Annotated in this window: 25 protein-coding genes; 15 read left to right on the top strand and 10 right to left on the bottom strand. The window is 35.6% G+C overall.

The window, feature by feature from the left end; genetic code table 11:
- Nucleotides 1-20: 20 nt before the first annotated feature.
- Together DNG35_RS05750 and DNG35_RS05745 are read right to left on the bottom strand one after the other, a co-directional pair.
- A complete protein-coding gene (locus DNG35_RS05750) occupies nt 21-785 on the bottom strand; it encodes a TIGR02757 family protein (protein ID WP_111126827.1) in 765 nt (254 codons plus the stop codon).
- 1 nt (nt 786) lies between these two features.
- Nucleotides 787-1449, bottom strand: coding sequence for an ABC transporter ATP-binding protein (locus DNG35_RS05745; RefSeq protein WP_111126825.1), 663 nt, complete (start codon nt 1447-1449; stop codon nt 787-789).
- Between the two features lie 84 nt (nt 1450-1533).
- Here DNG35_RS05745 and folE point away from each other — a divergent pair, with 84 nt between their 5' ends.
- Both folE and DNG35_RS05735 read left to right on the top strand, forming a co-directional pair.
- A complete protein-coding gene (gene folE / locus DNG35_RS05740; protein WP_111127068.1) occupies nt 1534-2130 on the top strand; it encodes a GTP cyclohydrolase I FolE in 597 nt (198 codons plus the stop codon).
- 39 nt (nt 2131-2169) lie between these two features.
- Entirely contained in the window at nt 2170-2490 is a 321-nt protein-coding gene (locus tag DNG35_RS05735; RefSeq protein ID WP_111126823.1) for a hypothetical protein, read from the top strand.
- A 33-nt stretch (nt 2491-2523) separates the two neighbouring features.
- Here the strand turns inward: DNG35_RS05735 and DNG35_RS05730 are convergent, their stop codons facing one another.
- The 6 genes from DNG35_RS05730 to DNG35_RS05705 all read right to left on the bottom strand — a co-directional run bounded on the left by DNG35_RS05730 (nt 2524) and on the right by DNG35_RS05705 (nt 7288).
- Nucleotides 2524-2889: a hypothetical protein gene (locus DNG35_RS05730; RefSeq protein WP_111126821.1), complete on the bottom strand. Its 366-nt coding sequence runs from the start codon at nt 2887-2889 to the stop codon at nt 2524-2526.
- Between the two features lie 89 nt (nt 2890-2978).
- Complete coding sequence (locus DNG35_RS05725; RefSeq protein ID WP_111126819.1) at nt 2979-3347, bottom strand: hypothetical protein; 369 nt, start codon at nt 3345-3347, stop codon at nt 2979-2981.
- Between the two features lie 3 nt (nt 3348-3350).
- Nucleotides 3351-4547: an alanine dehydrogenase gene (locus DNG35_RS05720; RefSeq protein ID WP_111126817.1), complete on the bottom strand. Its 1197-nt coding sequence runs from the start codon at nt 4545-4547 to the stop codon at nt 3351-3353.
- Between the two features lie 32 nt (nt 4548-4579).
- Nucleotides 4580-5110, bottom strand: coding sequence for a hypothetical protein (locus tag DNG35_RS05715; protein ID WP_111126815.1), 531 nt, complete (start codon nt 5108-5110; stop codon nt 4580-4582).
- A 199-nt stretch (nt 5111-5309) separates the two neighbouring features.
- Nucleotides 5310-5741, bottom strand: a complete 432-nt coding sequence (gene tsaE, locus DNG35_RS05710) for a tRNA (adenosine(37)-N6)-threonylcarbamoyltransferase complex ATPase subunit type 1 TsaE (RefSeq protein WP_369908050.1) — start codon at nt 5739-5741, stop codon at nt 5310-5312.
- Complete coding sequence (locus tag DNG35_RS05705) at nt 5741-7288, bottom strand: bifunctional response regulator/alkaline phosphatase family protein (RefSeq protein ID WP_111126813.1); 1548 nt, start codon at nt 7286-7288, stop codon at nt 5741-5743. Before DNG35_RS05705 ends, tsaE begins: the two co-directional genes overlap by 1 nt.
- 32 nt (nt 7289-7320) lie before the next feature.
- On the opposite strand from DNG35_RS05705, the gene DNG35_RS05700 reads away from it, so the two are divergent.
- The 13 genes from DNG35_RS05700 to truA all read left to right on the top strand — a co-directional run bounded on the left by DNG35_RS05700 (nt 7321) and on the right by truA (nt 19990).
- A complete protein-coding gene (locus DNG35_RS05700; RefSeq protein ID WP_111127064.1) occupies nt 7321-8544 on the top strand; it encodes an HD domain-containing protein in 1224 nt (407 codons plus the stop codon).
- A 27-nt stretch (nt 8545-8571) separates the two neighbouring features.
- Nucleotides 8572-9594: a UDP-3-O-(3-hydroxymyristoyl)glucosamine N-acyltransferase gene (gene lpxD, locus DNG35_RS05695; protein ID WP_111126811.1), complete on the top strand. Its 1023-nt coding sequence runs from the start codon at nt 8572-8574 to the stop codon at nt 9592-9594.
- 11 nt (nt 9595-9605) lie between these two features.
- Nucleotides 9606-10991 carry a bifunctional UDP-3-O-[3-hydroxymyristoyl] N-acetylglucosamine deacetylase/3-hydroxyacyl-ACP dehydratase gene (locus DNG35_RS05690; protein ID WP_111126809.1) on the top strand — a complete coding sequence of 462 codons (1386 nt, stop codon included), beginning with the start codon at nt 9606-9608 and terminating at the stop codon, nt 10989-10991.
- Between the two features lie 4 nt (nt 10992-10995).
- The gene (gene lpxA, locus DNG35_RS05685; RefSeq protein WP_111126807.1) at nt 10996-11778 is read left to right on the top strand and encodes an acyl-ACP--UDP-N-acetylglucosamine O-acyltransferase; all 783 of its coding nucleotides are present in this window, start codon (nt 10996-10998) and stop codon (nt 11776-11778) included.
- A gap of 17 nt (nt 11779-11795) precedes the next feature.
- Nucleotides 11796-12362 (top strand): elongation factor P, encoded by a 567-nt coding sequence (efp, locus tag DNG35_RS05680; protein WP_111126805.1) that lies wholly within the window; start codon nt 11796-11798, stop codon nt 12360-12362.
- On the top strand, nt 12363-13301 hold the full coding sequence (gene lpxD / locus DNG35_RS05675) for a UDP-3-O-(3-hydroxymyristoyl)glucosamine N-acyltransferase (RefSeq protein ID WP_111126803.1): 939 nt from the start codon (nt 12363-12365) through the stop codon (nt 13299-13301). It abuts the gene before it with no gap.
- Nucleotides 13301-13708, top strand: coding sequence for a nuclear transport factor 2 family protein (locus DNG35_RS05670; RefSeq protein ID WP_111126801.1), 408 nt, complete (start codon nt 13301-13303; stop codon nt 13706-13708). The genes lpxD (DNG35_RS05675) and DNG35_RS05670 overlap by 1 nt, the downstream gene beginning before the upstream one ends.
- A gap of 61 nt (nt 13709-13769) precedes the next feature.
- A complete protein-coding gene (gene sucD / locus DNG35_RS05665) occupies nt 13770-14642 on the top strand; it encodes a succinate--CoA ligase subunit alpha (protein WP_111126799.1) in 873 nt (290 codons plus the stop codon).
- Between the two features lie 112 nt (nt 14643-14754).
- The gene (gene fabG, locus DNG35_RS05660; RefSeq protein WP_111126797.1) at nt 14755-15501 is read left to right on the top strand and encodes a 3-oxoacyl-[acyl-carrier-protein] reductase; all 747 of its coding nucleotides are present in this window, start codon (nt 14755-14757) and stop codon (nt 15499-15501) included.
- Between the two features lie 155 nt (nt 15502-15656).
- Entirely contained in the window at nt 15657-17678 is a 2022-nt protein-coding gene (locus DNG35_RS05655; protein ID WP_111126796.1) for a VWA domain-containing protein, read from the top strand.
- Nucleotides 17679-17688: 10 nt separating this feature from the next.
- Nucleotides 17689-18519 (top strand): prohibitin family protein, encoded by an 831-nt coding sequence (locus tag DNG35_RS05650; protein WP_111126795.1) that lies wholly within the window; start codon nt 17689-17691, stop codon nt 18517-18519.
- A 4-nt stretch (nt 18520-18523) separates the two neighbouring features.
- A complete protein-coding gene (locus DNG35_RS05645) occupies nt 18524-19201 on the top strand; it encodes a DUF2461 domain-containing protein (RefSeq protein WP_111126794.1) in 678 nt (225 codons plus the stop codon).
- Nucleotides 19202-19204: 3 nt separating this feature from the next.
- Entirely contained in the window at nt 19205-19990 is a 786-nt protein-coding gene (gene truA / locus DNG35_RS05640) for a tRNA pseudouridine(38-40) synthase TruA (protein WP_111126793.1), read from the top strand.
- Between the two features lie 742 nt (nt 19991-20732).
- Here truA and DNG35_RS05630 read toward each other — a convergent pair.
- Together DNG35_RS05630 and DNG35_RS05625 are read right to left on the bottom strand one after the other, a co-directional pair.
- The gene (locus DNG35_RS05630; protein WP_111126791.1) at nt 20733-21110 is read right to left on the bottom strand and encodes a PH domain-containing protein; all 378 of its coding nucleotides are present in this window, start codon (nt 21108-21110) and stop codon (nt 20733-20735) included.
- Between the two features lie 31 nt (nt 21111-21141).
- Nucleotides 21142-21708 carry a helix-turn-helix transcriptional regulator gene (locus DNG35_RS05625; RefSeq protein ID WP_111126790.1) on the bottom strand — a complete coding sequence of 189 codons (567 nt, stop codon included), beginning with the start codon at nt 21706-21708 and terminating at the stop codon, nt 21142-21144.
- Nucleotides 21709-21949 lie beyond the last annotated feature (241 nt).

The following is a 21949-nucleotide window of genomic DNA, read 5'->3' as shown; positions in this document are numbered from 1 at the left end:
CCATACAAAAATCATAAATTTTAAAATTTCTCAAAAACACCTAAACCAAACAGAGCAAAGTCATATTTTACAGGGTCTTCCGCATCAAATTTCCTTAAATTTTCGTCTAATTCTTTTAGTGCTTTTCCATCATTTTGCTTACGCGAAAGTAAACCTAATTTCCTCGCAACATTCCCTGAATGAACATCTAGCGGACAGGATAAAGCTGATGTAGAAATATTGTTCCAAAGTCCAAAGTCAACACCATTTTCTGACGTTCGAACCATCCAACGTAAAAACATATTGATACGCTTGTAAGCGGAATTTTTAAGCGGATTACTCACATGTTTTTCTGTTCTTGCTAAGTGCGGAATTTCAAAAAAGATTTCCCTAAATTTTGTGATGGCAATTTGTGTAGAATAGGAAGTACTGTATTTGGTGAAAATAGTCTCTAAACCTTGATGATGCTTATAAATGTGTTGAAGGGCTTTTAGGAAATAACAAAAGTCTAAATGGTTGAAAGTACGATGCACAAAAGCTGCTAGTTTTTTTAAATCTTTTTCCTGATGGTTGAGAATAAAATCATAAGGTTGATGGTCTAAGAGTTCAACCATTTTTTTACCGTTGTTGATGATCATTTTTCGCTTACCCCAAGCAATGGTCGATACTAAAAAAGCGATAATCTCTATATCTTCTTTTTTAGAAAACTTATGAGGAACCTGGATAGGATCTGAACTGATAAAATCTGAATTCTCATAAAAATCTGCTTTGTAGTCTAGAAAATCTTTCAGTTCTTGTCGGTTCATTTCATTGTGCTATACTTCCGTCAATCATCGTAAGTTTCCTGTCTGCCATATTTGCCAATTGCTCGTTGTGGGTTACAATCACAAAGGTTTGGCCAAACTCTTCTCTAAGTTTAAAAAAAAGCTGGTGTAAATTTTCTGCAGATTCCGAATCTAGATTTCCTGAAGGTTCATCGGCAAGAATGATTTTTGGATTGTTCATTAGTGCACGAGCAACCGCAACACGTTGTTGTTCACCCCCGCTCAATTCAGAAGGTTTGTGATGCATACGTTGTTCAAGGTTTAAAAATGACAAAAGTTCTTTGGCACTTTTTTCGGCTTCGCTCTTCGATTTATCGGCAATGAAAGCAGGAATACAAACATTTTCTATGGCCGTAAACTCGGGTAAAAGTTGGTTGAACTGAAAAATAAAACCAATTTGTTGGTTACGAAATCGTGCTAATTCTTTTTTCGAAAGATGATGTAAATTGGTGTGGTTGATTTCTACTACACTTTCTTTTGGGTTACTGGCTTTGTCTAAAGTTCCTAAAATTTGAAGAAGTGTCGTTTTTCCGGCACCAGAGGCTCCAACAATAGAAGTGATTTCGCCTTGAGCTATTTCTAAATTTACGTTGTTTAAAACATGTAAATCGCCGTAATATTTATGTAGATGGTTTACTTTAATCATTTTCTTGGTAAAAAGTAGTGCTAATATATTAAGATTTATGAAATAGTCTTTATTTTTAAAGCATCAATCATGACAGATTTATCTATGGGCTATAAATATTTTGAAGAATTTTCGGAAGAAGCGACCAACCAAATGAAAGAAAATTTTTCTTCGATTCTTACGGGTGTGGGTGAAGATAAAAATAGGGAAGGAGTTTTAAAAACACCCGAGAGAGCAGCCAAAGCCATGCAGTTTCTTACGCAGGGTTATACCATGGATGCTGAAAAGATTATCAAAAAAGCGATGTTTAAGGAAGATTATGACGATATGGTGGTCGTAAAAGATATCGAGCTCTATTCGCTATGTGAACACCATATGTTGCCTTTTTACGGAAAAGCACATGTGGCTTATATCCCAAACGGTCATATTATTGGGTTGAGTAAAATACCAAGACTCATCGATGTTTTTGCAAGGCGTTTGCAGGTGCAAGAACGTTTAACGCATGATATTTTAGAAGCCATCAACAACACTTTAAAACCCAAAGGGGTTGCTGTGGTTATCGAAGCAAGGCATATGTGTATGATGATGAGAGGTGTGCAAAAACAAAATAGTTCGACAACAACTTCTGGTTTTAGAGGTCAATTTGAGAAAATTGAAACCAGAAATGAGTTTTTAAAACTCATCAGTAGTGATTTGGCTTAAGCTTGGCATTTTTATTGTTGATAATACATAAAAAACACTATGAATAACCTAAAAAGTAATTTGCTTTTGAAAGGTCTTTTGTTTGATGCTCTTGGGATGGCTACTAGTTTTATTCCTGCAATCGGACTTTTTTTGGATATTGTATGGGCACCGTTTGCGGCTAAACAAATGAGCGAAATGTATCCTGATAGAAAAGGAAAAATAGCTTCGGTAATTGTTTTTGTGGAAGAGATTTTACCATTTACTGATTTTGTGCCCACTTTTACCATCATGTGGTTTTATACTTTTGTTTTCAGTAAAAATGTAGAAAACCACAACCAAGAACCAAAAATTATAGACGCAGAAATCATTTCTAAATAAATAAAAAAGCTACCAAGTGTGGTAGCTTAAAATCTATTCTTCGCTGTCGTCATTATCGTTGTTTAAATCATCATCGTCTTCATCTTCATCGTTTAAATCATCATCTTCTTCTTCGATGAGCTTTTTGTCACTTTGAGAAATCTCAACAATTGGCTCATTAAAGTCTCCATCTTCATAATCATCTTCGTCATAATTTGCCATGGTGTTTTCTAATCGTGTACTTACTTTTACGAGATAAATAGCGTCTTCTGTTCTTACTTCAACAGCCTCTATGGTCTCGTTTTTTGCATTTTTAAAGGTAATTATATGATCATCATCATATCCGTCAGGATATTTTTCGACCAATAGGCCGAGAATTTCGGGGGTAAGTTTCTTGTAATCAACAATTACTCGTTTCATATGAATATGGTATTTAAGCTTTGTAAGTTTAGAGCAAGTATATAAAAAGATTTTTAATTAGGTAGCTTCTATTAAAAATTTTAAAAAAATTAATTTTTAAAACTTACCTGTTGAATTTTTGCAATAGAGTCGCAGTTTTCTACCTTTAGAGCGATAGCTTTTGCTTGTAGTTTTCCTTCAATAACATACCAACTGCAAGTGTCTTTTTTTACCTCGCTTTCGTTGAAATTAACTTCCCCATTTTCGAATATTAGGTGAAAATTTGTGGTGTCATTGTTATTGAAAAACAATAAGGTTTCAGGAGAATAGGTTTTCTCTTTGTTTTTTATGCTTTTTAGGACCCTTGCGTTTGGGCCGTAATCACATGAAGTTTTTTTTCCGCCAAGGAAAAAGATTAAAATAATAATACCAAAAAATAAACCAATAGAGTAGTAGCCTATTCTATGAATGAGTTTCATACATTAAAAAATTAAAAGATTGATGTCACGATAGTTTAACCCAAACCATTCGGCAATAGATTTGTTGGTGAGCACCCCGTGATAAAAATATAAACCACTACGTAAGGTTTTGTCATAACGTAGAGCATACTCCAACCCGCCTTCATCACCAATATGCAAGAGGTATGGTGTGAAAATATTGCTAATAGAAATAGAAGAAGTTCTCGCATACCTTGACGGAATATTAGGGACACCATAGTGAATCACTCCGTGTTTTATATGAATAGGTTCTTTATGGGAAGTAATTTCTGAAGTCTCTACACAGCCACCCATATCGATGCTTACATCTATAATGACCGCGCCCTTTTTCATTTGCATGACCATGTCTTCTGAAATCAGTACTGGTGAACGATTATCACCACGAACAGCACCAATAACAACATCTGCTCTTTTCAAAGCCTTTAGAAGGTATTTGGGTTGTACAGTCGAAGTATAGATTGTTCTTCCAAGACAGTTTTGGATGTTTCTAAGTTTGGTAAGTGAATTGTCAAAAATTTTGACGTTAGCCCCAAGGCCAATAGCTGCTTTTCCTGCAAATTCGCCAACAGTTCCTGCGCCTAGAATTACTACTTCTACAGGAGGAACACCTGTAATGTTACCAAACATAACCCTGCTTGCTCGATGATCTGCCAAAAGTTCTGAAGCGATAAGGATAGAAGCGGTTCCTGCAATTTCGCTTAAAGTTCTTACCGCAGGATAACTGCCATCTTCATCACGTAAAAACTCAAACCCTAAAGCGGTAATTCTTTTTTCGGCTAGTTTTAGAAAATATTTTTTATCACGCGTTTTTAACTGTACGGCAGAAATTAATATCGTTTGCGGATTGATGAGTTCTAATTCTTTAAAAGAAGGTGGTTCTACTTTTAGAATCATAGGACAAGCAAAAACCTTAGCAGTGTCTTTGGTAATTTCTGCGCCAGCGTCGCTATAGTCTTTATCAGTAAAATTAGAGCCTTTTCCAGCATCACTTTCCATAAGAATACGATGACCATTTGCAGTAATTGCCGCCACAGCGTCTGGAGTGAGGCAAACTCGCTTTTCTTGATAGCTCGTTTCTTTAGGAACACCTATATAAAGTTGCCCTTTCTTTTTTTGAATTTCTAAGGTCTCTTCTTGCGGGATTAGCTCAGATTGACTAAAAGGTGTTTTAGGTTGATTCATACATCAAAAGATTAAACACTAAAATAGTAAGTTTATTTGAATAAATCTTTAATCTGCTGAACAAAACCTTTGTTTTCGAGCATTTCTCTTTCTACGTCTTCTAGATCACTATAATGAACGTTGGTGAAAATCTTAGTCCTAATAAGATAAATAAAAGGCACAATAATAACCATAATGATGAAAACGTACCAAAATTCGGTTTCATCGGTAAAACTCAAATCATCATTAAGAACAGTTACCAATTGAAAAAAGTACATTCCCATAGGGATAAGCAGCACATGGTACCACCAATGTTTACATGTAAAAAACCATATAACTAGTAATAGTAAGGGAACAAACTTACTCATGATGGTCCACACACTTACGTTTACCATTTCGTAGTAATTAGCTTCGTAAGTAAACAAAAAAGTTTTCCAAATTTTTTCATCTGGAAAACTTTCGTATATATAAAATAAGTATGGTGTCGCTGCAATGATAGCAGCGATAATACTACCCGTTACTAGGGATTTTGATATCTTTCTTTTCGATGTCTGTCGTTTGTTGGATGTCTGTCGTATCTTCATCAATAGATTGAGGAGTACATGAAATAGTTAAAAATGCTAATGTTGCAAGGGCGAAAATAAAGTTTTTTGTTTTCATAGTGTAAATATTTAGTTGTTTATTTTACTTAATTACACTACAAACCTAAGCCGAAAATACTTAAAAAAAATAATTTTCTTTGCCGTACCTTTGCAAATTTTTAATGAAAAATAATCATTTTTTTTATAAAATTATTGAATTTATCTTAACATTTCTTGCTTTTCCTTCTGTTTTTTCGTTTTTCTCTATTTTGATGGAAATCGCTTCTCCATACAAGATATTCGAAATATTTTCAGGCCATTCGATAAAAAGCCATTTTCCAGAGGTAAAATATTCTTCAAAACCAATATCGTAGGCTTCATCTTCATTTTCGATACGGTAAAAGTCGAAGTGATACATGATTTCTTTTTTGTTTTTATATTCATTTACCAAAGAAAAAGTAGGGCTTGTCACTATATCATCTGAACCTAATAAACATACGATGGTTTTAATAAGAGTGGTTTTCCCGGCGCCTAAATCACCGTAAAACAACAATGTTTTTGAAGAAGCATTTTCGATAATCGTTTTGGCGACATCCTCAATTTCGCGTAAGCTGTAATCTAATTCTATATTCATTACCTGGGAGATAAAACTGCAAAAGGAATAATCATTTCTTCTAGTGAAACACCACCGTGTTGGTAGGTATTTCTATAGTAACTTACATAATGATTGTAGTTGTTGGGGTAAGCAAAAAATAAATCACCTTTGGCAAAAATGTAAGAACTGCTCATATTGATACTCGGTAAGTAAAAGTCTTTTGGGTTTTTTACTGCAATCACATCTTTTTCTTCGTAAGTCAAACTTTTCCCGGTTTTATACCTTAAATTCAAACTGGTGTTTTTATCACCAATAACTTTTGAAGGGTTTTTAGAATTGATGGTTCCGTGATCGGTAGTGATGATCAATTTAAAGCCTAATTGCTGTGCTTTTTGTATCATTTCTAACAATGGTGAGTTCTTAAACCAACTCTCTGTAAGCGAACGGTATGATTTATCGTTAGAAGCTAACTCTTTGATGACTTCCATTTCGGTTTTGGAGTGTGAAAGCATATCTACAAAATTATAAACCACCACAACCAAGTCATTATCTTTTTGAGATTTAAAGTTGTTCGCAAGGCTTTTTCCGTCTCGAAGGCTGGTTATTTTATGGTATTCCATTTGGTAATCGAGTCCAAGACGTTTCATCTGCGCACGTAAAAACGCTTCTTCATGCATGTTTTTTCCGCCTTCATCGGTATCGTTAAGCCATAAGTAGGGGTGGCGTTTTTCCATTTCGGAAGGCATCAAACCTGAAAAAATAGCATTTCTTGCATACTGTGTTGCTGTTGGTAGAATACTATAATACGAGTTTTCTTTGGTTTTTTTATAATGATTATTGATGATAGGTTCAAACGCCATCCATTGGTCATAACGTAAATTATCTACTACCACCAAAAGTGTAGGTTGTTCTTTAGATAATTCAGGTGCAACCTTATCTTTAAATAAGGTATGCGACATGGTTGGTTTGTCATCGCCCTCAAACCAATTGGTGTAATTTTTTTCAACAAACTTGCAGAATAAATTATTGGCTTCAATCTTTTGGGATTCCAAAATTTCGAACATTCCAGTATCTTCTATATTTTCTAATTGAATTTCCCAATAGATAAGTTTTTTGTAGAGTTCTTGCCATTCCTCAAAAGAGTTGATCATATTCATATCCATCGCAATCTTTCTAAACTCTTGTTGGTAATTAGAAGTGGTCTTTTCGGAAACTAATCGCGAGTGGTCAAGATTCTTTTTTAAGCTTAGTAAAATCTGGTTGGGATTAACAGGTTTTATTAGATAATCAGCGATTTTGGAGCCAATGGCTTCTTCCATAATATATTCTTCCTCACTTTTGGTGATCATAATCACGGGAAGACTATTTCGTTTCGATTTTATTTCTGTCAAGGTTTCTAATCCAGTTAAACCTGGCATATTTTCATCTAACAAGACGATATCAAAATTTTGATCTTGTATTTCTTCTATAGCTTCGGTACCGCTTTGGCAAGTGGTGACTTTATAACCTTTGTTCTCTAAAAAAAGAATGTGTGGTTTTAATAAATCTATTTCGTCATCTACCCAAAGTACACTTATATTGCTCATATTTGTATTTTTGTTATTAAAATTGTTTGATTTTGAATCACCGTAATAAACTCAAAATATTTAACGATCCAATTTACGGATTTATTTCAATACCCAACTCGGGCATTTTTGATATTATTGAACATAAATACTTTCAAAGATTGCGCCGAATTTCCCAAATGGGAATGTCGTATTTGGTTTATCCTGGAGCACATCACACCAGATTTCACCATGCCTTAGGTTGTATGCACCTGATGCAAAAAGCCATACAAGTGCTTCGCTTTAAAGGTGTTGATATTTCTGAAACAGAAGCAGATGCCTTGCTCAAGGCTATTCTCTTACACGATATTGGTCATGGCCCTTTTTCTCACGCCATGGAAAACAGTATCGTAAACGATGTGAACCATGAGTGGATTTCACTTCAGTTTATGGAGAAATTAAATACAGAATTTAACCAAAGTTTAACGCTTGCGATTCAAATTTTTAAAGGAGAATACCACCGAAAGTTTTTTAAAGACCTTATCTCAAGTCAACTTGACATAGACCGGTTAGATTACCTCAAAAGAGATAGTTTTTACACAGGTGTTGCCGAAGGAAATATCAATTCAGAACGTCTCATTACCATGCTGAATGTGCACAATGATCAGTTAGTGATTGAAGATAAAGGAATTTATTCTGTAGAAAAATTTTTGGTAGCAAGACGTCTAATGTATTGGCAGGTTTATTTGCATAAAACCAGTTTAGGAGCAGAACAATTACTGATAAGAGTACTGAAAAGAGTAAAATATTTGGTAAGTCAAGGTGTCGATTTACCCGCGAGTTCGGCTTTTGGGTATTTTCTGAAAAATGAAATTACCATAGATGATTTTACAGAGGAAACCTTAGAAATTTTCAGTAAATTAGATGATTATGATATCATTTCAGCTATGAAAGAATGGCAGCATAGTGATGATTTTGTGCTGTCTAATTTATGTGGCACTATTATTAATAGAGACTTGCTCAAAGTAAAGCTCAAGAAAAAGTCAATTGAAATCTCGAAAGTAAACGCAGAGAAGAAAAAACTTATCGAGAAATATAAAATAAGCGAAGAAGAAGCCGCGTATTTTGTGTTTACGGGAAGTGTAGATAATTTAGCTTACAGCGAAAATCAAGAAAGTGTAAAGGTTTTACATAAAAACGGAAAAGTGAGCGATGTCGTAAAAGCTTCAGATCAACTCAATTTAAACGCACTCACCAAACCTGTTGTTAAATATTATATCTGTTACCCTAAACCGTAATAAACATTTTTTTCTATTTTTGTCAGAATGAAATTTACAGCTCAACAAATCGCCGATATTTTAGAAGGGGAAATAGAAGGTAACCCAGAAGCTGAAGTATCTAAACTTTCTAAAATAGAAGAAGGTTCAGACGAGTCGCTTACTTTTTTGGCAAATCCAAAGTATCAGCACCATATTTATACAACTGCCGCAAGCGTTTGTATCATCAATAGAGATTTTATATTAGAAAAAGAAGTAGACACCACACTCATCAAGGTAGATGATGCTTACAAGTCTTTTCACAGGCTTTTAGAGTATTACAATCAGGTAAAACTAAATAAGGCAGGCAAAGAAGATCCACATTTTATTGGTGAAAACACTAGCTATGGCAACGAAATTTTTATCGGAGCTTTCGCTTATATTGGTAAAAATGTAAAAATTGGTGACAACGTAAAAATATATCCCAATGTTTACATAGGTGATAATGTAAGTATTGGTAATGATGTAGTGATTTTTGCTGGTGCAAAAATTTACTCAGAAACCATTATAGGTGATTACTGTGTTATTCACAGTAGTGCTGTGATTGGTGCAGATGGTTTTGGGTTTTCGCCTGACGAAAAAGGAGAATACCAACGTGTTCCGCAGATTGGCAACGTGATCATCGAAGATTTTGTAGATGTTGGCGCGGGAACCACAATCGATAGAGCAACTTTAGGTTCAACGATCATTAGAAAAGGAGTAAAGCTTGACAATCAAATACAAATTGCCCATAATGTAGAAATTGGCGAACATACCGCTATCGCAGCTCAAACAGGCATTGCAGGATCGACCAAAATCGGTAAACATTGTTTGATTGGTGGTCAAGTTGGAATTGTAGGACATATTACTATTGGAAATAATGTAAGGATACAAGCGCAGACAGGCATAGGTAGACATGTAAAAGATGGAGAAATCCTACAGGGTTCACCCGCTCTAAATTATGGAGATTTCAATAAATCTTATGTACACTTTAAAAATTTACCTCAAAATATAGAACGATTAAATAAATTAGAAAAAAAGCTGAATAGCTAGAAATTGATATAATGAAACAACAAACTATTCAAAAAGAAGTTTCACTAAAAGGTGTTGGTCTTCACACAGGAAAAGAAGTAACTTTAACTTTTAAACCTGCGGCTGTAAATCACGGTTTTGTTTTTAAAAGAACCGATTTAGAAAACCAACCCGAAGTTCCTGCGCAAGCAAATTTTGTTACCCATACACAGCGCGGCACAACTATCGAAAATAAAGGTGTAGAAATCAATACCACAGAACACGTGTTATCGGCTTGTGTAGGTTTAGATTTAGACAATATTTTGATAGAAATAGACGCGAGTGAACCTCCAATTATGGATGGGTCAGCAAAATATTTTGTTGAAGCACTTGAAAAAGCTGGAATTGAAGAGCAAGATGCAGAAAGAGATGTTTACGAAGTAAAAGAAGTAATCAGCTATAAAGATAAAGCTACTGGAAGTGAGATTATGATTGTACCTTCTCAAGAGTATGAGATTACAACCATGGTAGATTTTGGGACTAAAATTTTAGGAACTCAAAATGCCTCCATTAATAAGATTTCAGAGTTTAAATCAGAAATTGCAGATTCTAGAACGTTTAGTTTCCTTCACGAAATAGAAACTTTGTTGGACCACGGGTTAATCAAAGGAGGAGATTTGAATAATGCCATCGTTTATGTAGATAAAGAGCTATCTCCAGAAACTACCGAAAAACTAAAGAAGGTTTTCAATAAAGACTCACTTTCTATCAAATCAAATGGTATTTTAGACAATTTGACACTTCATTATCCAAACGAAGCTGCAAGACATAAATTACTCGATGTTATTGGTGATTTAGCTTTAATCGGAACAAAAATCAAAGGAAAAGTCTTTGCGACCAAACCTGGTCATAAAGTCAATACCGAGTTTGCCAAAAAAATGGCCAATCATATCAAAAATGAGCGTAGAAATACCATTCCGCAAGTAGACCTTCACCAAGAACCGCTTATGGATGTCAATAAAATCATGAAGATGTTGCCACACCGACAGCCATTTTTACTGATTGACAAAATTTTTGAACTTACCGACAATCACGTTATTGGTTCAAAATCGGTCACGATGAACGAAGATTTTTTTAGAGGTCACTTCCCAGGCGCTCCAGTAATGCCCGGCGTTCTTATTGTAGAAGCCATGGCACAAACAGGCGGGATTTTTATTTTAAGTACCGTTCCGGACCCGGAAAATTACCTTACTTATTTTATGAAAATAGATGGAGTAAAATTCAAGCAAAAAGTAGTTCCGGGAGATGTGTTGGTGTTTAAGTGTGAATTGTTATCACCTATCAGAAGAGGAATTTGTCATATGCAAGGTTACGCTTACGCGAATGGAAAATTGTGTGCTGAAGCTGAACTGATGGCACAAATTGTAAAATCAAAATAAAGTTATGAATCAACCTTTAGCATACGTTCATCCAGGAGCAAAGATTGCCAAAAATGTGGTGATAGAGCCTTTTACGACTATTCACAACAATGTAGTGATTGGCGAAGGAACTTGGATAGGTTCTAACGTTACCATTATGGAAGGCGCAAGAATCGGGAAGAACGTAAATATTTTTCCAGGAGCGGTGATTTCTGCAGTTCCACAAGATAAAAAATTTAACGACGAAGATACGGTAACTATTATCGGCGATAACACCACTATCAGAGAATGTGTTACGATCAATCGTGGCACAACCGATAAAATGAAAACAGTTATTGGTAACAATTGCTGGATTATGGCCTATTGCCATATCGCTCACGATTGTTTTGTGGGAGATAACTGTATTTTTTCAAACAACAGTACCTTAGCCGGACATATTACCGTTGGAGATTATGTAGTTTTGGCTGGTATGGCAGCTGTGCAACAATTTTGTAGTATTGGTAGTCACGCTTTTATCACTGGAGGTTCTTTGGTAAGAAAAGATGTTCCTCCGTTTGTAAAAGCAGCACGTGAGCCGCTTTCGTATGTGGGTATCAATTCTATTGGCTTACGCCGAAGAGGTTTTAGCACCGAAAAGATAAGAGAGATTCAAGATATATATCGAATACTTTACCAAAAAAATTATAACAATTCTCAAGCGGTAGCCATTATTGAAGCCGAAATGGAGGCTACACCAGAGAGAGATGATATTTTAGAGTTTATCAAAAACTCCCAACGAGGAATTATGAAAGGCTATTTTTCAAATTAAATTATACAAAATAAAATATGGCAAGTACAAGTGACATCAGAAACGGTTTATGTATTAGATACAACCACGATATTTATAAAATCATCGAATTTTTACACGTAAAACCTGGAAAAGGACCAGCTTTTGTACGTACCAAACTCAAGAGTGTTACCACAGGAAAAGTCATCGAAAACACTTTTTCTGCCGGTCACAAAATCGAAGATGTGCGCGTAGAAACACACAAATTTCAGTTTTTGTACAACGATGGTGAGTTTTACCATTTTATGAATACAGAAGACTACACACAAATTCGTCTTACGGAGTCTGCTTTAGATATGCCAGGTTTGATGAAAGAAGGTGAGGTGGTAACTGTTTTAATAAATACAGAAGATAGTATGCCACTTTCAGTAGAAATGCCAGCAAGTGTAGTGTTAGAAGTGACGCATACAGAACCGGGTGTAAAAGGAAATACCGCCACCAATGCCACCAAACCAGCAACGGTAGAAACAGGGGCGGAAGTAAACGTGCCTTTATTTATCAACGAAGGCGATAAAATTCGTATTGAAACCGAAAAGGGAACTTACAAAGAAAGAATCAAAGAATAAATGGATTTTCCACAACCACAGACACTTCAGCAAATTGCTTCCATAATAGCGGCTGAATTTGTTGGAAACCCTGATTATAAAATTTTGGGGATGAACGAAATTCATGTGGTTCGTGAAGGCGATATCGTCTTTGTAGATCATCCAAAATATTACGACAAAGCCTTAAACTCTAAGGCTTCTGTTGTTTTAATCAACAAAAAAGTAGATTGTCCCGAAGGGAAAGCTTTACTAATTTCAGACGATCCGTTTAGGGATTTCAATAAGCTGACGCGCAAATTTAAACCTTTTCAATCTTCGTCAAACCGTATTTCCGAAACCGCTCAAATAGGCGAGCGTACGGTGATTCAGCCCAACACTTTTGTGGGAAATCATGTGAAAATTGGTAAAAATTGTATCATTCACTCCAACGTTTCCATTTATGACCATACCGAAATTGGCGATAATGTTGTCATTCACGCGGGAACCGTTTTAGGAGCCGATGCTTTCTATTACAAAAAGCGGGAAACAGGTTTCGATCAATTAGTTTCGGGTGGACGGGTAATTCTAGAAAACAATGTGCATATTGGTTCGCTTTGTACGATCGATAAAGGGGTTAGCGGAGATACAACCATTGGCGAAGGCACTAAAATCGATAACCAAGTGCATATCGGTCACGATTGCGTGATTGGCAAAAAATGTTTGATTGCCTCGCAAGTAGGAATTGCAGGATGTGTGATCATCGAAGACGAAGTCACCATTTGGGGGCAAGTAGGGATTAGAAGTGATGTGACCATCAAAACGAAAGCCGAAATTTTTGCACAATCGGGCGTAAGTAAAACCTTAGAAGGAAACCAACAGTATTTTGGTTCGCCTGCCATTGAAGCTAAAAAATGGTTTAAAGAAGCTGCATCCATTCGACAAATTCCATATTTAATTCAACAACAAAAATCATCGAAGTGATGAACAACAAACAGATTATAAAAGATTTTTTTAATTCTTCATTTTACAAGAACTCTAGCGATTTAGAAAAATACCTACATCCGGAAGTAGAGTTCTTCTGGAATAGTACGATTGGTTTTCTTCACCTTGATTTCGATAAATTTAAAAGCAAGGTAAAAGAAATGGGGAAATCATACAACAACTTGGTGTGTGAGTTTACCCACCTCATAGCAGAAAACAATCAGGTGAGTGCCCGATTTACTTATTTTGCAGACATTATCGAAAATCCAGGTACGGAAATTCCGTTGGCACATTTTATGGTGATGGCAGAAATAAAAGAAGAAAAAATCCATAAAATGTATATCATAAGCCAATTGGATGACGATAGTCCGGAAAACATGACTTCGTTTTTCTCAAAAAATGAGTAAAATCTTTTTAGAGTTGCGTTATAAAAATTAAATTTGCATTCCATAAATTCAAGAAAATAATATGAGCGTTTTAGTAAACAAAGATTCCAAAATAATAGTACAAGGTTTTACAGGTAGTGAAGGTACGTTTCACGCCGAACAAATGATAGAATACGGTACCAACGTTGTTGGTGGGGTAACTCCGGGAAAAGGAGGTCAGAAACATTTAGATAAACCTGTATTCAATACCGTTGCAGAAGCGGTAAAAGAAGTAGGCGCAGATACCACCATTATTTTTGTTCCACCAGCCTTTGCTGCCGATGCCATTATGGAAGCTGCTGACGCAGGAATTAAAGTCATCATCACCATTACCGAAGGTATTCCTGTAGGGGATATGGTAAAAGCGGCGGATTATATCAAAGACAAAGACTGCCGTTTAATCGGACCAAACTGTCCGGGTGTGATTACGCCAGGGGAGGCAAAAGTTGGGATTATGCCAGGTTTTGTTTTCAAAAAAGGAAAAGTAGGTATTGTTTCTAAATCAGGAACCTTAACTTATGAAGCTGCAGACCAAGTGGTCAAGCAAAATTTAGGAATTACTACGGCAATCGGAATTGGTGGAGATCCAATTATCGGGACGACAACAAAAGATGCGGTAGAAATGCTCATTAACGATCCAGAGACAGAAGCTGTGGTCATGATTGGTGAAATTGGAGGTCAGTTAGAAGCAGATGCGGCAAACTGGTACAAACAAAGTGGTTCTAAAAAGCCTATCGTTGGGTTTATCGCAGGTGAAACTGCTCCAGCAGGTAGAACCATGGGGCACGCAGGAGCGATTGTTGGCGGAAGTGAAGACACGGCTCAAGCAAAAAAGAAAATTATGAAAGATTGCGGAATCCACGTGGTAGATTCTCCAGCTGAAATTGGTAAAAAAGTAGCCGAAGTTTTAGGCTAAACATAGATTCGATAAAATTATAACCGCTCTTATTCATTTAAGAGCGGTTTTTTTATGCTCAAAAGTGGGAGTTTGTTATATTTGGTGAACTAACTGGTTTTAATATAAAAAAATGAAATTATTAGAAGGAAAAAACGCCATTATTACCGGAGCAAGCCGTGGTATTGGTAAGGGTATTGCGACAGTCTTTGCAGAACACGGTGCCAATGTTGCTTTTACCTATAGTTCGTCAGAAGAAGCGGCTAGAGCATTAGAAAAAGAATTGGAAAGTTTAGGGGTAAAAGCCAAAGGCTATAAAAGTAATGCCGCTAGTTTTGAAGAAGCCCAAGCCTTGATCGATCAGGTAAATAACGATTTCGAAAGTATCGATATTTTAGTAAATAATGCAGGAATTACCAAAGATAACTTGTTAATGCGTATGACGGAAGAGGATTTCGATAAGGTCATCGAAGTCAACTTAAAGTCAATTTTCAATATGACCAAAGCCGTACAACGTACGATGCTCAAGCAGAAGAAAGGGAGTATCATCAACATGAGTTCTGTGGTGGGGGTAAAAGGTAACGCTGGTCAGGCCAATTATGCGGCTTCTAAAGCGGGAATGATTGGTTTTTCCAAATCGATGGCATTGGAGTTAGGTTCGCGTAACATCAGAACCAATGTGATTGCTCCCGGATTTATCGAAACTGAAATGACCGCCAAGCTTGACAAAAAAACTGTTGAGGGTTGGCGCGATGCCATTCCATTAAAACGTGGCGGATCTCCAGAAGATATTGCGAATGCTTGTGTTTTCTTGGGTAGTGATTTGAGTAGCTACGTTACCGGACAAGTCTTGAATGTTGATGGTGGAATGTTGACTTAATTTCATTATTGGTCAGTTCGAGGGATTTTTGTTTCAACAAAAATTGTATCGAGAACTGATGCTCAAAAACCTATTCTCGATACAAAATTCTTTCAGAATTTCACTCGAATTGACGGTTTTTAATGACAAAACATAATAAAATAGACAGAAAATTAATGCCCACAAAAACAATTCTTTTATTGATACTATTTTTTATAGTAGCCGTAGGCATCGCACTTTTTCAATATTATTTTACTAAAAAGAGAAGTGAAAACTGGTGGTGGTACTTTATTTTACGTACAATCACTTACTTTTCACTTCTTTTGTTGTTGGTCAACCCAAAAATCACCAACACCCAATACACCCAAGAAAAGCCTCATTTGATCGTGGCAATCGATAACTCGGAATCGATAGCTTATTTTGAAGAAACAGCCAAGGTTAATCAAATACTTGATGAAATAAGTACCCACAAAGCTTTAAGCGAAAAATTTGACATTGATTATTACCGTTTTGGTAACGAATTTAAGCTTCGGGATAGCTTAAGTTTTTCTGAGCAACAAACAAAAATCGATCAGGTTTTTTCCAACCTAAGAGAAATCTACACCGAGCAAATTGCTCCCATGATACTCATTTCCGACGGAAACCAAACCCTGGGCGAAGATTACCTCTACAAGGCTTTAGACCAACCCAATGAAGTGTATGCTATCGCTGTTGGCGACACCACACAATATAGCGACATTAAAATAGATCGCATCAACAACAATCGTTATTCTTTTTTAGGAAACAATTTTCCGGTCGAAACCTTTGTAACCTATGCAGGTGACGAAAATGTGCGTAAACGATTTGTGATTAAATCGGGAAATGAAGAAATCTTTTCAAAGACATTAGAATTTTCACCCACAAAAAATAGCGAATTGGTCACCACCCATATCAAAACCAATAGCGTAGGGCTAAAAAACTATGTCGCTTCCATCGAAACTTTGACGAACGAAAAAAATACTTCGAATAACGTAAAATCCTTTTTAGTAGAAGTAATCGACGAGCAAACCAATGTACTTATTTTAAGTTCGATTTTACATCCCGATTTAGGCGCTTTTAAAAATGCAATAGCAGCCAATAAACAGCGAAAAGCAACTATAAAATTGATTAACGATAAAGATTTGAATATATCGGATTATCAATTGGTTATATTGTATCAACCTAACCAAAGATTCAATAGTGTTTTTACTCAAATCGAATCCCAGAAAATAAATTACATACTGGTTACAGGTGAAAAAACGGACTATAATTTCGTCAATAAAACTCAAGAAGATTTTAAGAAAGATTTGACCAATCAGACGGAAGAGTTTCAACCATTTCAGAACAAGGATTTTGGTTTTTTTCAACAAGAAAATATAGGCTTTCAAGACTTTCCACCCCTCAAGGATAAGTTTGGAGAAATCAATATTACTTCAGAAGCACAAGTTTTGTTGTATCAAAATATCAATGGGGTGGTCATCGAAAACCCAATATTGTTTTTTGTTGAGGATAACAACCATAAAAAAGCTTATTGGTTTGGCGAAAACTTATGGCAGTGGCGAGCAAAAGCCTATCGTGATTCAGGTGATTTTGTGGCATTCGACAATTTTATGGCCAATTTAGTACAGTTTACTTCTTCTAAAAAACGAAAAGAGCGTTTGCGTGTCGATGCTGAAAATATATACAATTTTGGTGAGGAGTTAGCAATTTCGGTAAGCTATTTCGATAAAAACTACGTCTTCGACAATCGGGCAAAAATCAATATCCGCGTCAGCGATGTCAATACGAACACTTCTAAAACCTATCCGTTTATCGCGAATAATAATTTTTACAACGTCAACCTCAATCTATTACCTGCGGGAGATTACCGTTATACGGTGGTGGTTGAGGGCGAAAATTTGCAAAAGTCAGGTAGTTTTAGCATATTAGACTACAACATCGAAGAACAGTTTGTAAATGCCAATATAACCAAACTATCGCAAGCTAGTAAAGGTAAAATATACGATAAAAATCAGGTAGAAAAACTGATCAACAATCTAATCGAAAATGAAAATTTTAAAACCATTCAAAAAAGTACGACACAAAAAACAAACTTAATCGATTGGAAACATTTATTGGCAATCATTGTGCTTTGCCTTTCAGCAGAGTGGTTTTTAAGAAAATACAGAGGTTTAATTTAAAATACAAAAAATGAACAATCAATCCAACTTCAACTTTCCAAAAATAGCCGTTCCGTTAGTAATCGTCTTTATAGTGCTTATCATTATACTATTGAGGTCTACAGTTACAATTGGTTCAGGTGAAGCCGGAGTTTTATACCGAACCTTAGGAGGCGGAGTAGTGACTGAAGAACCACCTATGGGCGAAGGTTTTCATGTCATCGCCCCGTGGAATAAAGTCTTTATTTACGAAGTAAGGCAACAGTCTTTGGAAGAAAAAATGCAGGTCTTGAGCTCAAACGGTTTAGAAATCAAATTAGATGCCTCTACCTGGTTTCAGCCTACATACGAAGATTTGGGAAGACTCCACAAGGAAAAGGGAGAACAATATATCGAGCGGCTTTTAAAACCGGCCATTAGATCTGCAGCAAGAGCAGTGGTGGGCCGTTATAATCCTGAGCAGTTGTATGCGAGTAAAAGAGAAGCGATACAGAAAGAAATTTTAGAAGAGACCCAAATGCTTCTTGAAAATCAATACGTACAGGTAAATGAGGTTTTAGTGCGTGATGTTTCACTTCCGCCAAGTATCAAAGACGCTATCGAGCGTAAATTAAAACAAGAGCAGGAATCTTTGGAATACGAATTCCGTTTAACGAAAGCGCAAAAAGAAGCGCAACGCCAAAAGATAGAAGCCGAAGGAAAGGCCATGGCCAATAAAATTTTAAGTGCTTCGCTTAACGATGCCATACTTCGCGAAAAGGGTATCCAAGCGACTATAGAGCTTTCAAAGTCATCTAATTCTAAAGTAATCGTGATTGGAAGTGGCGAAGACGGAATGCCTTTAATTTTAGGAAATAATTAATCCTATGGAAAGTATCAATAAAGAAGCCCTGAGCTTTCTAAAACAACTCAAAATAAACAATAACCGCGAGTGGTTTGAAGAAAACAAACCAAAATTTAAGAAGCTTGAAAGCGAAATGAAAACCTTCTATAAGCATGTAGAAAGTTTGATGCAACAACACGATGAGATTGAGAAAACCAAAGCTTTTCGAATTTATCGAGATGTACGATTCAGTAAAGATAAAACCCCTTACAAACATCATTTTGCGGCGCATTTTATGCGAAAAAAACCGACCTTACGAGGAGGCTATTATTTACATATAGAACCTCATGACCAATCTTTTTTGGCGGTTGGTTTTTGGAGTCCTGAGAAAAATGACTTGTATCGCATTCGCAAAGAAATAGAAAGTGATGCCGATGAGTTTAAAGCAGTGGTTTTAGATAAAAAATTACAGAAATATTGGGGCGAATTAGAAGGTAAACAACTCAAAACGGCACCCAAAGGTTTTGATAAAGAACATGCGGCGATTAACTATATCAATCACAAACAATTTATTTTTACCGCGAAATTTACCGATAAAGAAGTATTAAGTGAAAATTTTACTGCGAAAGTAAACGAACATTTCAAGGGCATTCGACCTTTTTTTGATTATATGACTTCGGTACTCACCACCGATTTGAATGGGGTTTCGCTTTTAAAATAAACCATGCAACGTCAACAGTACTTTTACATTATTGGTTTGCAGTATTTAGGTTTTCGTTTTCACGGGTGGCAAAAACAACCAGAAGTGAAAACGGTAGAAAAAATGGTTGAACGTACCTTTTCCTATATTCTCGAAAGAGCATATTTTAAGGTCATTGCTTCGGGTAGAACCGATGCAAAAGTTTCGGTTAATCAAACCTATATAGAACTGATTGTGGAAAAAGAAATAGATGACTTAGCAGCTTTTTTAATGCTATTTAATCAGAATTTGCCACAAGACATCCGGGCTTTATCGATTGAACCCACCACCAAAGATTTTAATATCATCAAACATGCAAAACGCAAGGAATACCATTATGTGTTTTCGTTTGGTGAAAAAAACCATCCGTTTGCGGCTCCTTTTATTCATAATGCACCGCACGATTTGTCTATTGAATTGATGCAAGAAGCCGCCCAATTATTTACTGGGAAACACGATTTTTGGTCGTTTTGTTACAAACCCAAAGCCGAAACGCAAACGGTGTTTGAAATACAGGAAGCTGAAATTATCGAAAATACGATATACCAAGCCAATTTTTTCCCTCGAAAGAGTTATTTGTTCAGGGTAGAAGGTAAGGGTTTTAAACGACAGCAAATTCGCCTGATGATGGGCATGTTGCTGGATATTGGCGAACACCAAAAAACGATTGAGGATTTAAAGAACGCGCTAGATGGAACACAGCGCATCAAACTCGAACGCATTGCTCCACCTTCTGGCTTGATTTTACATCGGGTAGAGTTGAAATCATAAAAGTCATTCTGAACCTGCTTACCGTCATTCTGAATTTATTTCAGAATCCCATTATAGTTTACTGTTGTGAGAACCTGAAATTCTTTTAGTTTCGGCATAGGTTGTCGGGTTTAAAAACATTAACACTTTTCTATATCGATCTAATTTGCGGTCGAGTTTGGACTAAAATTTAGAACACACAAATATTGCGATTACGCAAGGATTTATCCGTGAGGACAAATCCGTAGCAATTTGCGATTTACGTTGTTGCGGTTAGTATTTTTCCATTAATTCATTAATTTTTAATTCAGATGTTTTGACTCCTTAAGATATTAAGGATTATGAAAGACATCGCTATTGCTGATAAAATAGTAATCAGAGTTATTGTTTTTTCAGTTTTAGTCAGTTTAATTTTTTCAACTAGTTCATAATCTGGAAATCTTCGATGAAAAATAAAAAAGAAAACAAAATAGAGTAGAAAGTAAAGCCCGATTATCCAGTAAATATTTATATCGTATTTCAGATTTAAGAAAACATAAATATTCAAACTAACGATTAGACTTAAAATAAGTGAAGGAAAAATAATCCAAAAGTCTTTTTTTCCACGATAGAATTTGATATAAATTTTAGATAAAAAAATAAAAGGAAAAAATGTCCATTTTACGTCTTCGTTCATCTCAATTCAGTGATTTTAAAGTCTATTTGCGTTCAGTTTTCATATTAATCACAACTTCCGAATTTAATTGAAAAACATAAGTTATAATTATAAAATCTTTGTTGCTAAATATTTTTGCACGGCGTAAACATCTATGCTTTTATTAAATTTTTTATTAACGGCAGGTTCAGTCGCACTCGAAATCCAGATTTTTAGTTCGGCATCGAGGTCAAAAGTGCCTGCAGACTCGAGCGAAAAACGCGACATACTTTTGTAGGGAAAAGAACGGTATTCTGCTTTTTTGCCCGTAACGCCTTGCACTTCGACTAAAATCAAGCGTTTATTGGTAAACATAAACGTGTCGCGAAAAAGTTGGAAGCCGAGTTCAATACTTTCGCTATCAGTTAATAATCGGCTGTATTTATCGGTCAGTTTTTCTACCGAAACTTCACTGGCATTGCCCAGAATGGTATTTAGGATTTTCATTGGATTTGTTTTCTGATAAAGATAAACAAATCTAGATTTTCAAAAGCGAAGATAAGTTCAGTTTATTTCCGTAAAACAAAATACTTATAAAAATAGGAATACATACAAACAAACCTGAAGTAAAGCCAGCTGGAAAACCATGAAGCACAAAAAACAATAAGAAATAGAGAATTAAACCACTACCTAATTTCAGAAAACGCTCCATACTGTTCATATGCTCAGTTTGTCTTACTATAAAATAAGGGATAAAAAGACTTAGTAAAAATGCACCAATCCTACTATTTGTATTGGCAGCGGAGTCTATCGTGAGGTACCCCAATGCCATTATGATGACGATATTTAGAATAATAAAAAAAATTACATTCATCACTTTTGTGAAATAAAACTCCATTTTGTTTTCTGATGAACCTATTTCATTTATCAAGTCAATCTCTAAAGCATTACCCACCAACTGAAGTGTTTTTGCTCTTGGTATATTTTCGTTATTTTCTAGACGTTGAATCGTTCGTAAATTGACTTTTGCTAATGCCGCCAATTCTTCTTGTGTTAATCCTTTTGCTTTTCTACTCTCAGTAATTTGCTCGCTTAATAGATTCATTTTTTATTTTCGAAATTAAAGATTTGTGCATTACCACCAAACGAAAATAAGCCGACTTTTTTACGACTTTTAAAGCTATTTACTAATGATTAACTCGGAATTCTTAATTCATCATTCAAAATTCAAACTTGTTCTGAACTTCCCTGAATATCGTTGACCGTTACTGAACTTCCCTGAATAGAGTTGACCGTTATTAAACATTTATTTCATTATTAAAAATAGTAATTGTTTTTTGATGAAA

Source organism: Mesonia sp. K7, from assembly GCF_003233725.1.
GTDB lineage: Bacteria > Bacteroidota > Bacteroidia > Flavobacteriales > Flavobacteriaceae > Mesonia.
This window is presented reverse-complemented; position numbering and strand designations above follow the sequence as displayed.

Excerpts from the sequence above, each read along its gene's own strand:
- DNG35_RS05690 (WP_111126809.1), top strand. The coding sequence starts at position 9,606 with ATGAAACAACAAACTATTCAAAAAGAAGTTTCACTAAAAGGTGTTGGT.
- folE (WP_111127068.1), top strand. The coding sequence starts at position 1,534 with ATGGGCTATAAATATTTTGAAGAATTTTCGGAAGAAGCGACCAACCAA.
- DNG35_RS05650 (WP_111126795.1), top strand. The coding sequence starts at position 17,689 with ATGAACAATCAATCCAACTTCAACTTTCCAAAAATAGCCGTTCCGTTA.
- DNG35_RS05625 (WP_111126790.1), bottom strand. The coding sequence starts at position 21,708 with ATGAATCTATTAAGCGAGCAAATTACTGAGAGTAGAAAAGCAAAAGGA.
- DNG35_RS05750 (WP_111126827.1), bottom strand. The coding sequence starts at position 785 with ATGAACCGACAAGAACTGAAAGATTTTCTAGACTACAAAGCAGATTTT.
- DNG35_RS05630 (WP_111126791.1), bottom strand. The coding sequence starts at position 21,110 with ATGAAAATCCTAAATACCATTCTGGGCAATGCCAGTGAAGTTTCGGTA.
- DNG35_RS05730 (WP_111126821.1), bottom strand. The coding sequence starts at position 2,889 with ATGAAACGAGTAATTGTTGATTACAAGAAACTTACCCCCGAAATTCTC.
- DNG35_RS05745 (WP_111126825.1), bottom strand. The coding sequence starts at position 1,449 with ATGATTAAAGTAAACCATCTACATAAATATTACGGCGATTTACATGTT.
- tsaE (WP_369908050.1), bottom strand. The coding sequence starts at position 5,741 with ATGAATATAGAATTAGATTACAGCTTACGCGAAATTGAGGATGTCGCC.
- DNG35_RS05670 (WP_111126801.1), top strand. The coding sequence starts at position 13,301 with ATGAACAACAAACAGATTATAAAAGATTTTTTTAATTCTTCATTTTAC.
- DNG35_RS05655 (WP_111126796.1), top strand. The coding sequence starts at position 15,657 with ATGCCCACAAAAACAATTCTTTTATTGATACTATTTTTTATAGTAGCC.
- lpxA (WP_111126807.1), top strand. The coding sequence starts at position 10,996 with ATGAATCAACCTTTAGCATACGTTCATCCAGGAGCAAAGATTGCCAAA.
- sucD (WP_111126799.1), top strand. The coding sequence starts at position 13,770 with ATGAGCGTTTTAGTAAACAAAGATTCCAAAATAATAGTACAAGGTTTT.
- DNG35_RS05705 (WP_111126813.1), bottom strand. The coding sequence starts at position 7,288 with ATGAGCAATATAAGTGTACTTTGGGTAGATGACGAAATAGATTTATTA.
- fabG (WP_111126797.1), top strand. The coding sequence starts at position 14,755 with ATGAAATTATTAGAAGGAAAAAACGCCATTATTACCGGAGCAAGCCGT.
- DNG35_RS05645 (WP_111126794.1), top strand. The coding sequence starts at position 18,524 with ATGGAAAGTATCAATAAAGAAGCCCTGAGCTTTCTAAAACAACTCAAA.
- DNG35_RS05725 (WP_111126819.1), bottom strand. The coding sequence starts at position 3,347 with ATGAAACTCATTCATAGAATAGGCTACTACTCTATTGGTTTATTTTTT.
- truA (WP_111126793.1), top strand. The coding sequence starts at position 19,205 with ATGCAACGTCAACAGTACTTTTACATTATTGGTTTGCAGTATTTAGGT.
- lpxD (WP_111126803.1), top strand. The coding sequence starts at position 12,363 with ATGGATTTTCCACAACCACAGACACTTCAGCAAATTGCTTCCATAATA.
- DNG35_RS05715 (WP_111126815.1), bottom strand. The coding sequence starts at position 5,110 with ATGAAGATACGACAGACATCCAACAAACGACAGACATCGAAAAGAAAG.
- lpxD (WP_111126811.1), top strand. The coding sequence starts at position 8,572 with ATGAAATTTACAGCTCAACAAATCGCCGATATTTTAGAAGGGGAAATA.
- DNG35_RS05720 (WP_111126817.1), bottom strand. The coding sequence starts at position 4,547 with ATGAATCAACCTAAAACACCTTTTAGTCAATCTGAGCTAATCCCGCAA.
- DNG35_RS05735 (WP_111126823.1), top strand. The coding sequence starts at position 2,170 with ATGAATAACCTAAAAAGTAATTTGCTTTTGAAAGGTCTTTTGTTTGAT.
- efp (WP_111126805.1), top strand. The coding sequence starts at position 11,796 with ATGGCAAGTACAAGTGACATCAGAAACGGTTTATGTATTAGATACAAC.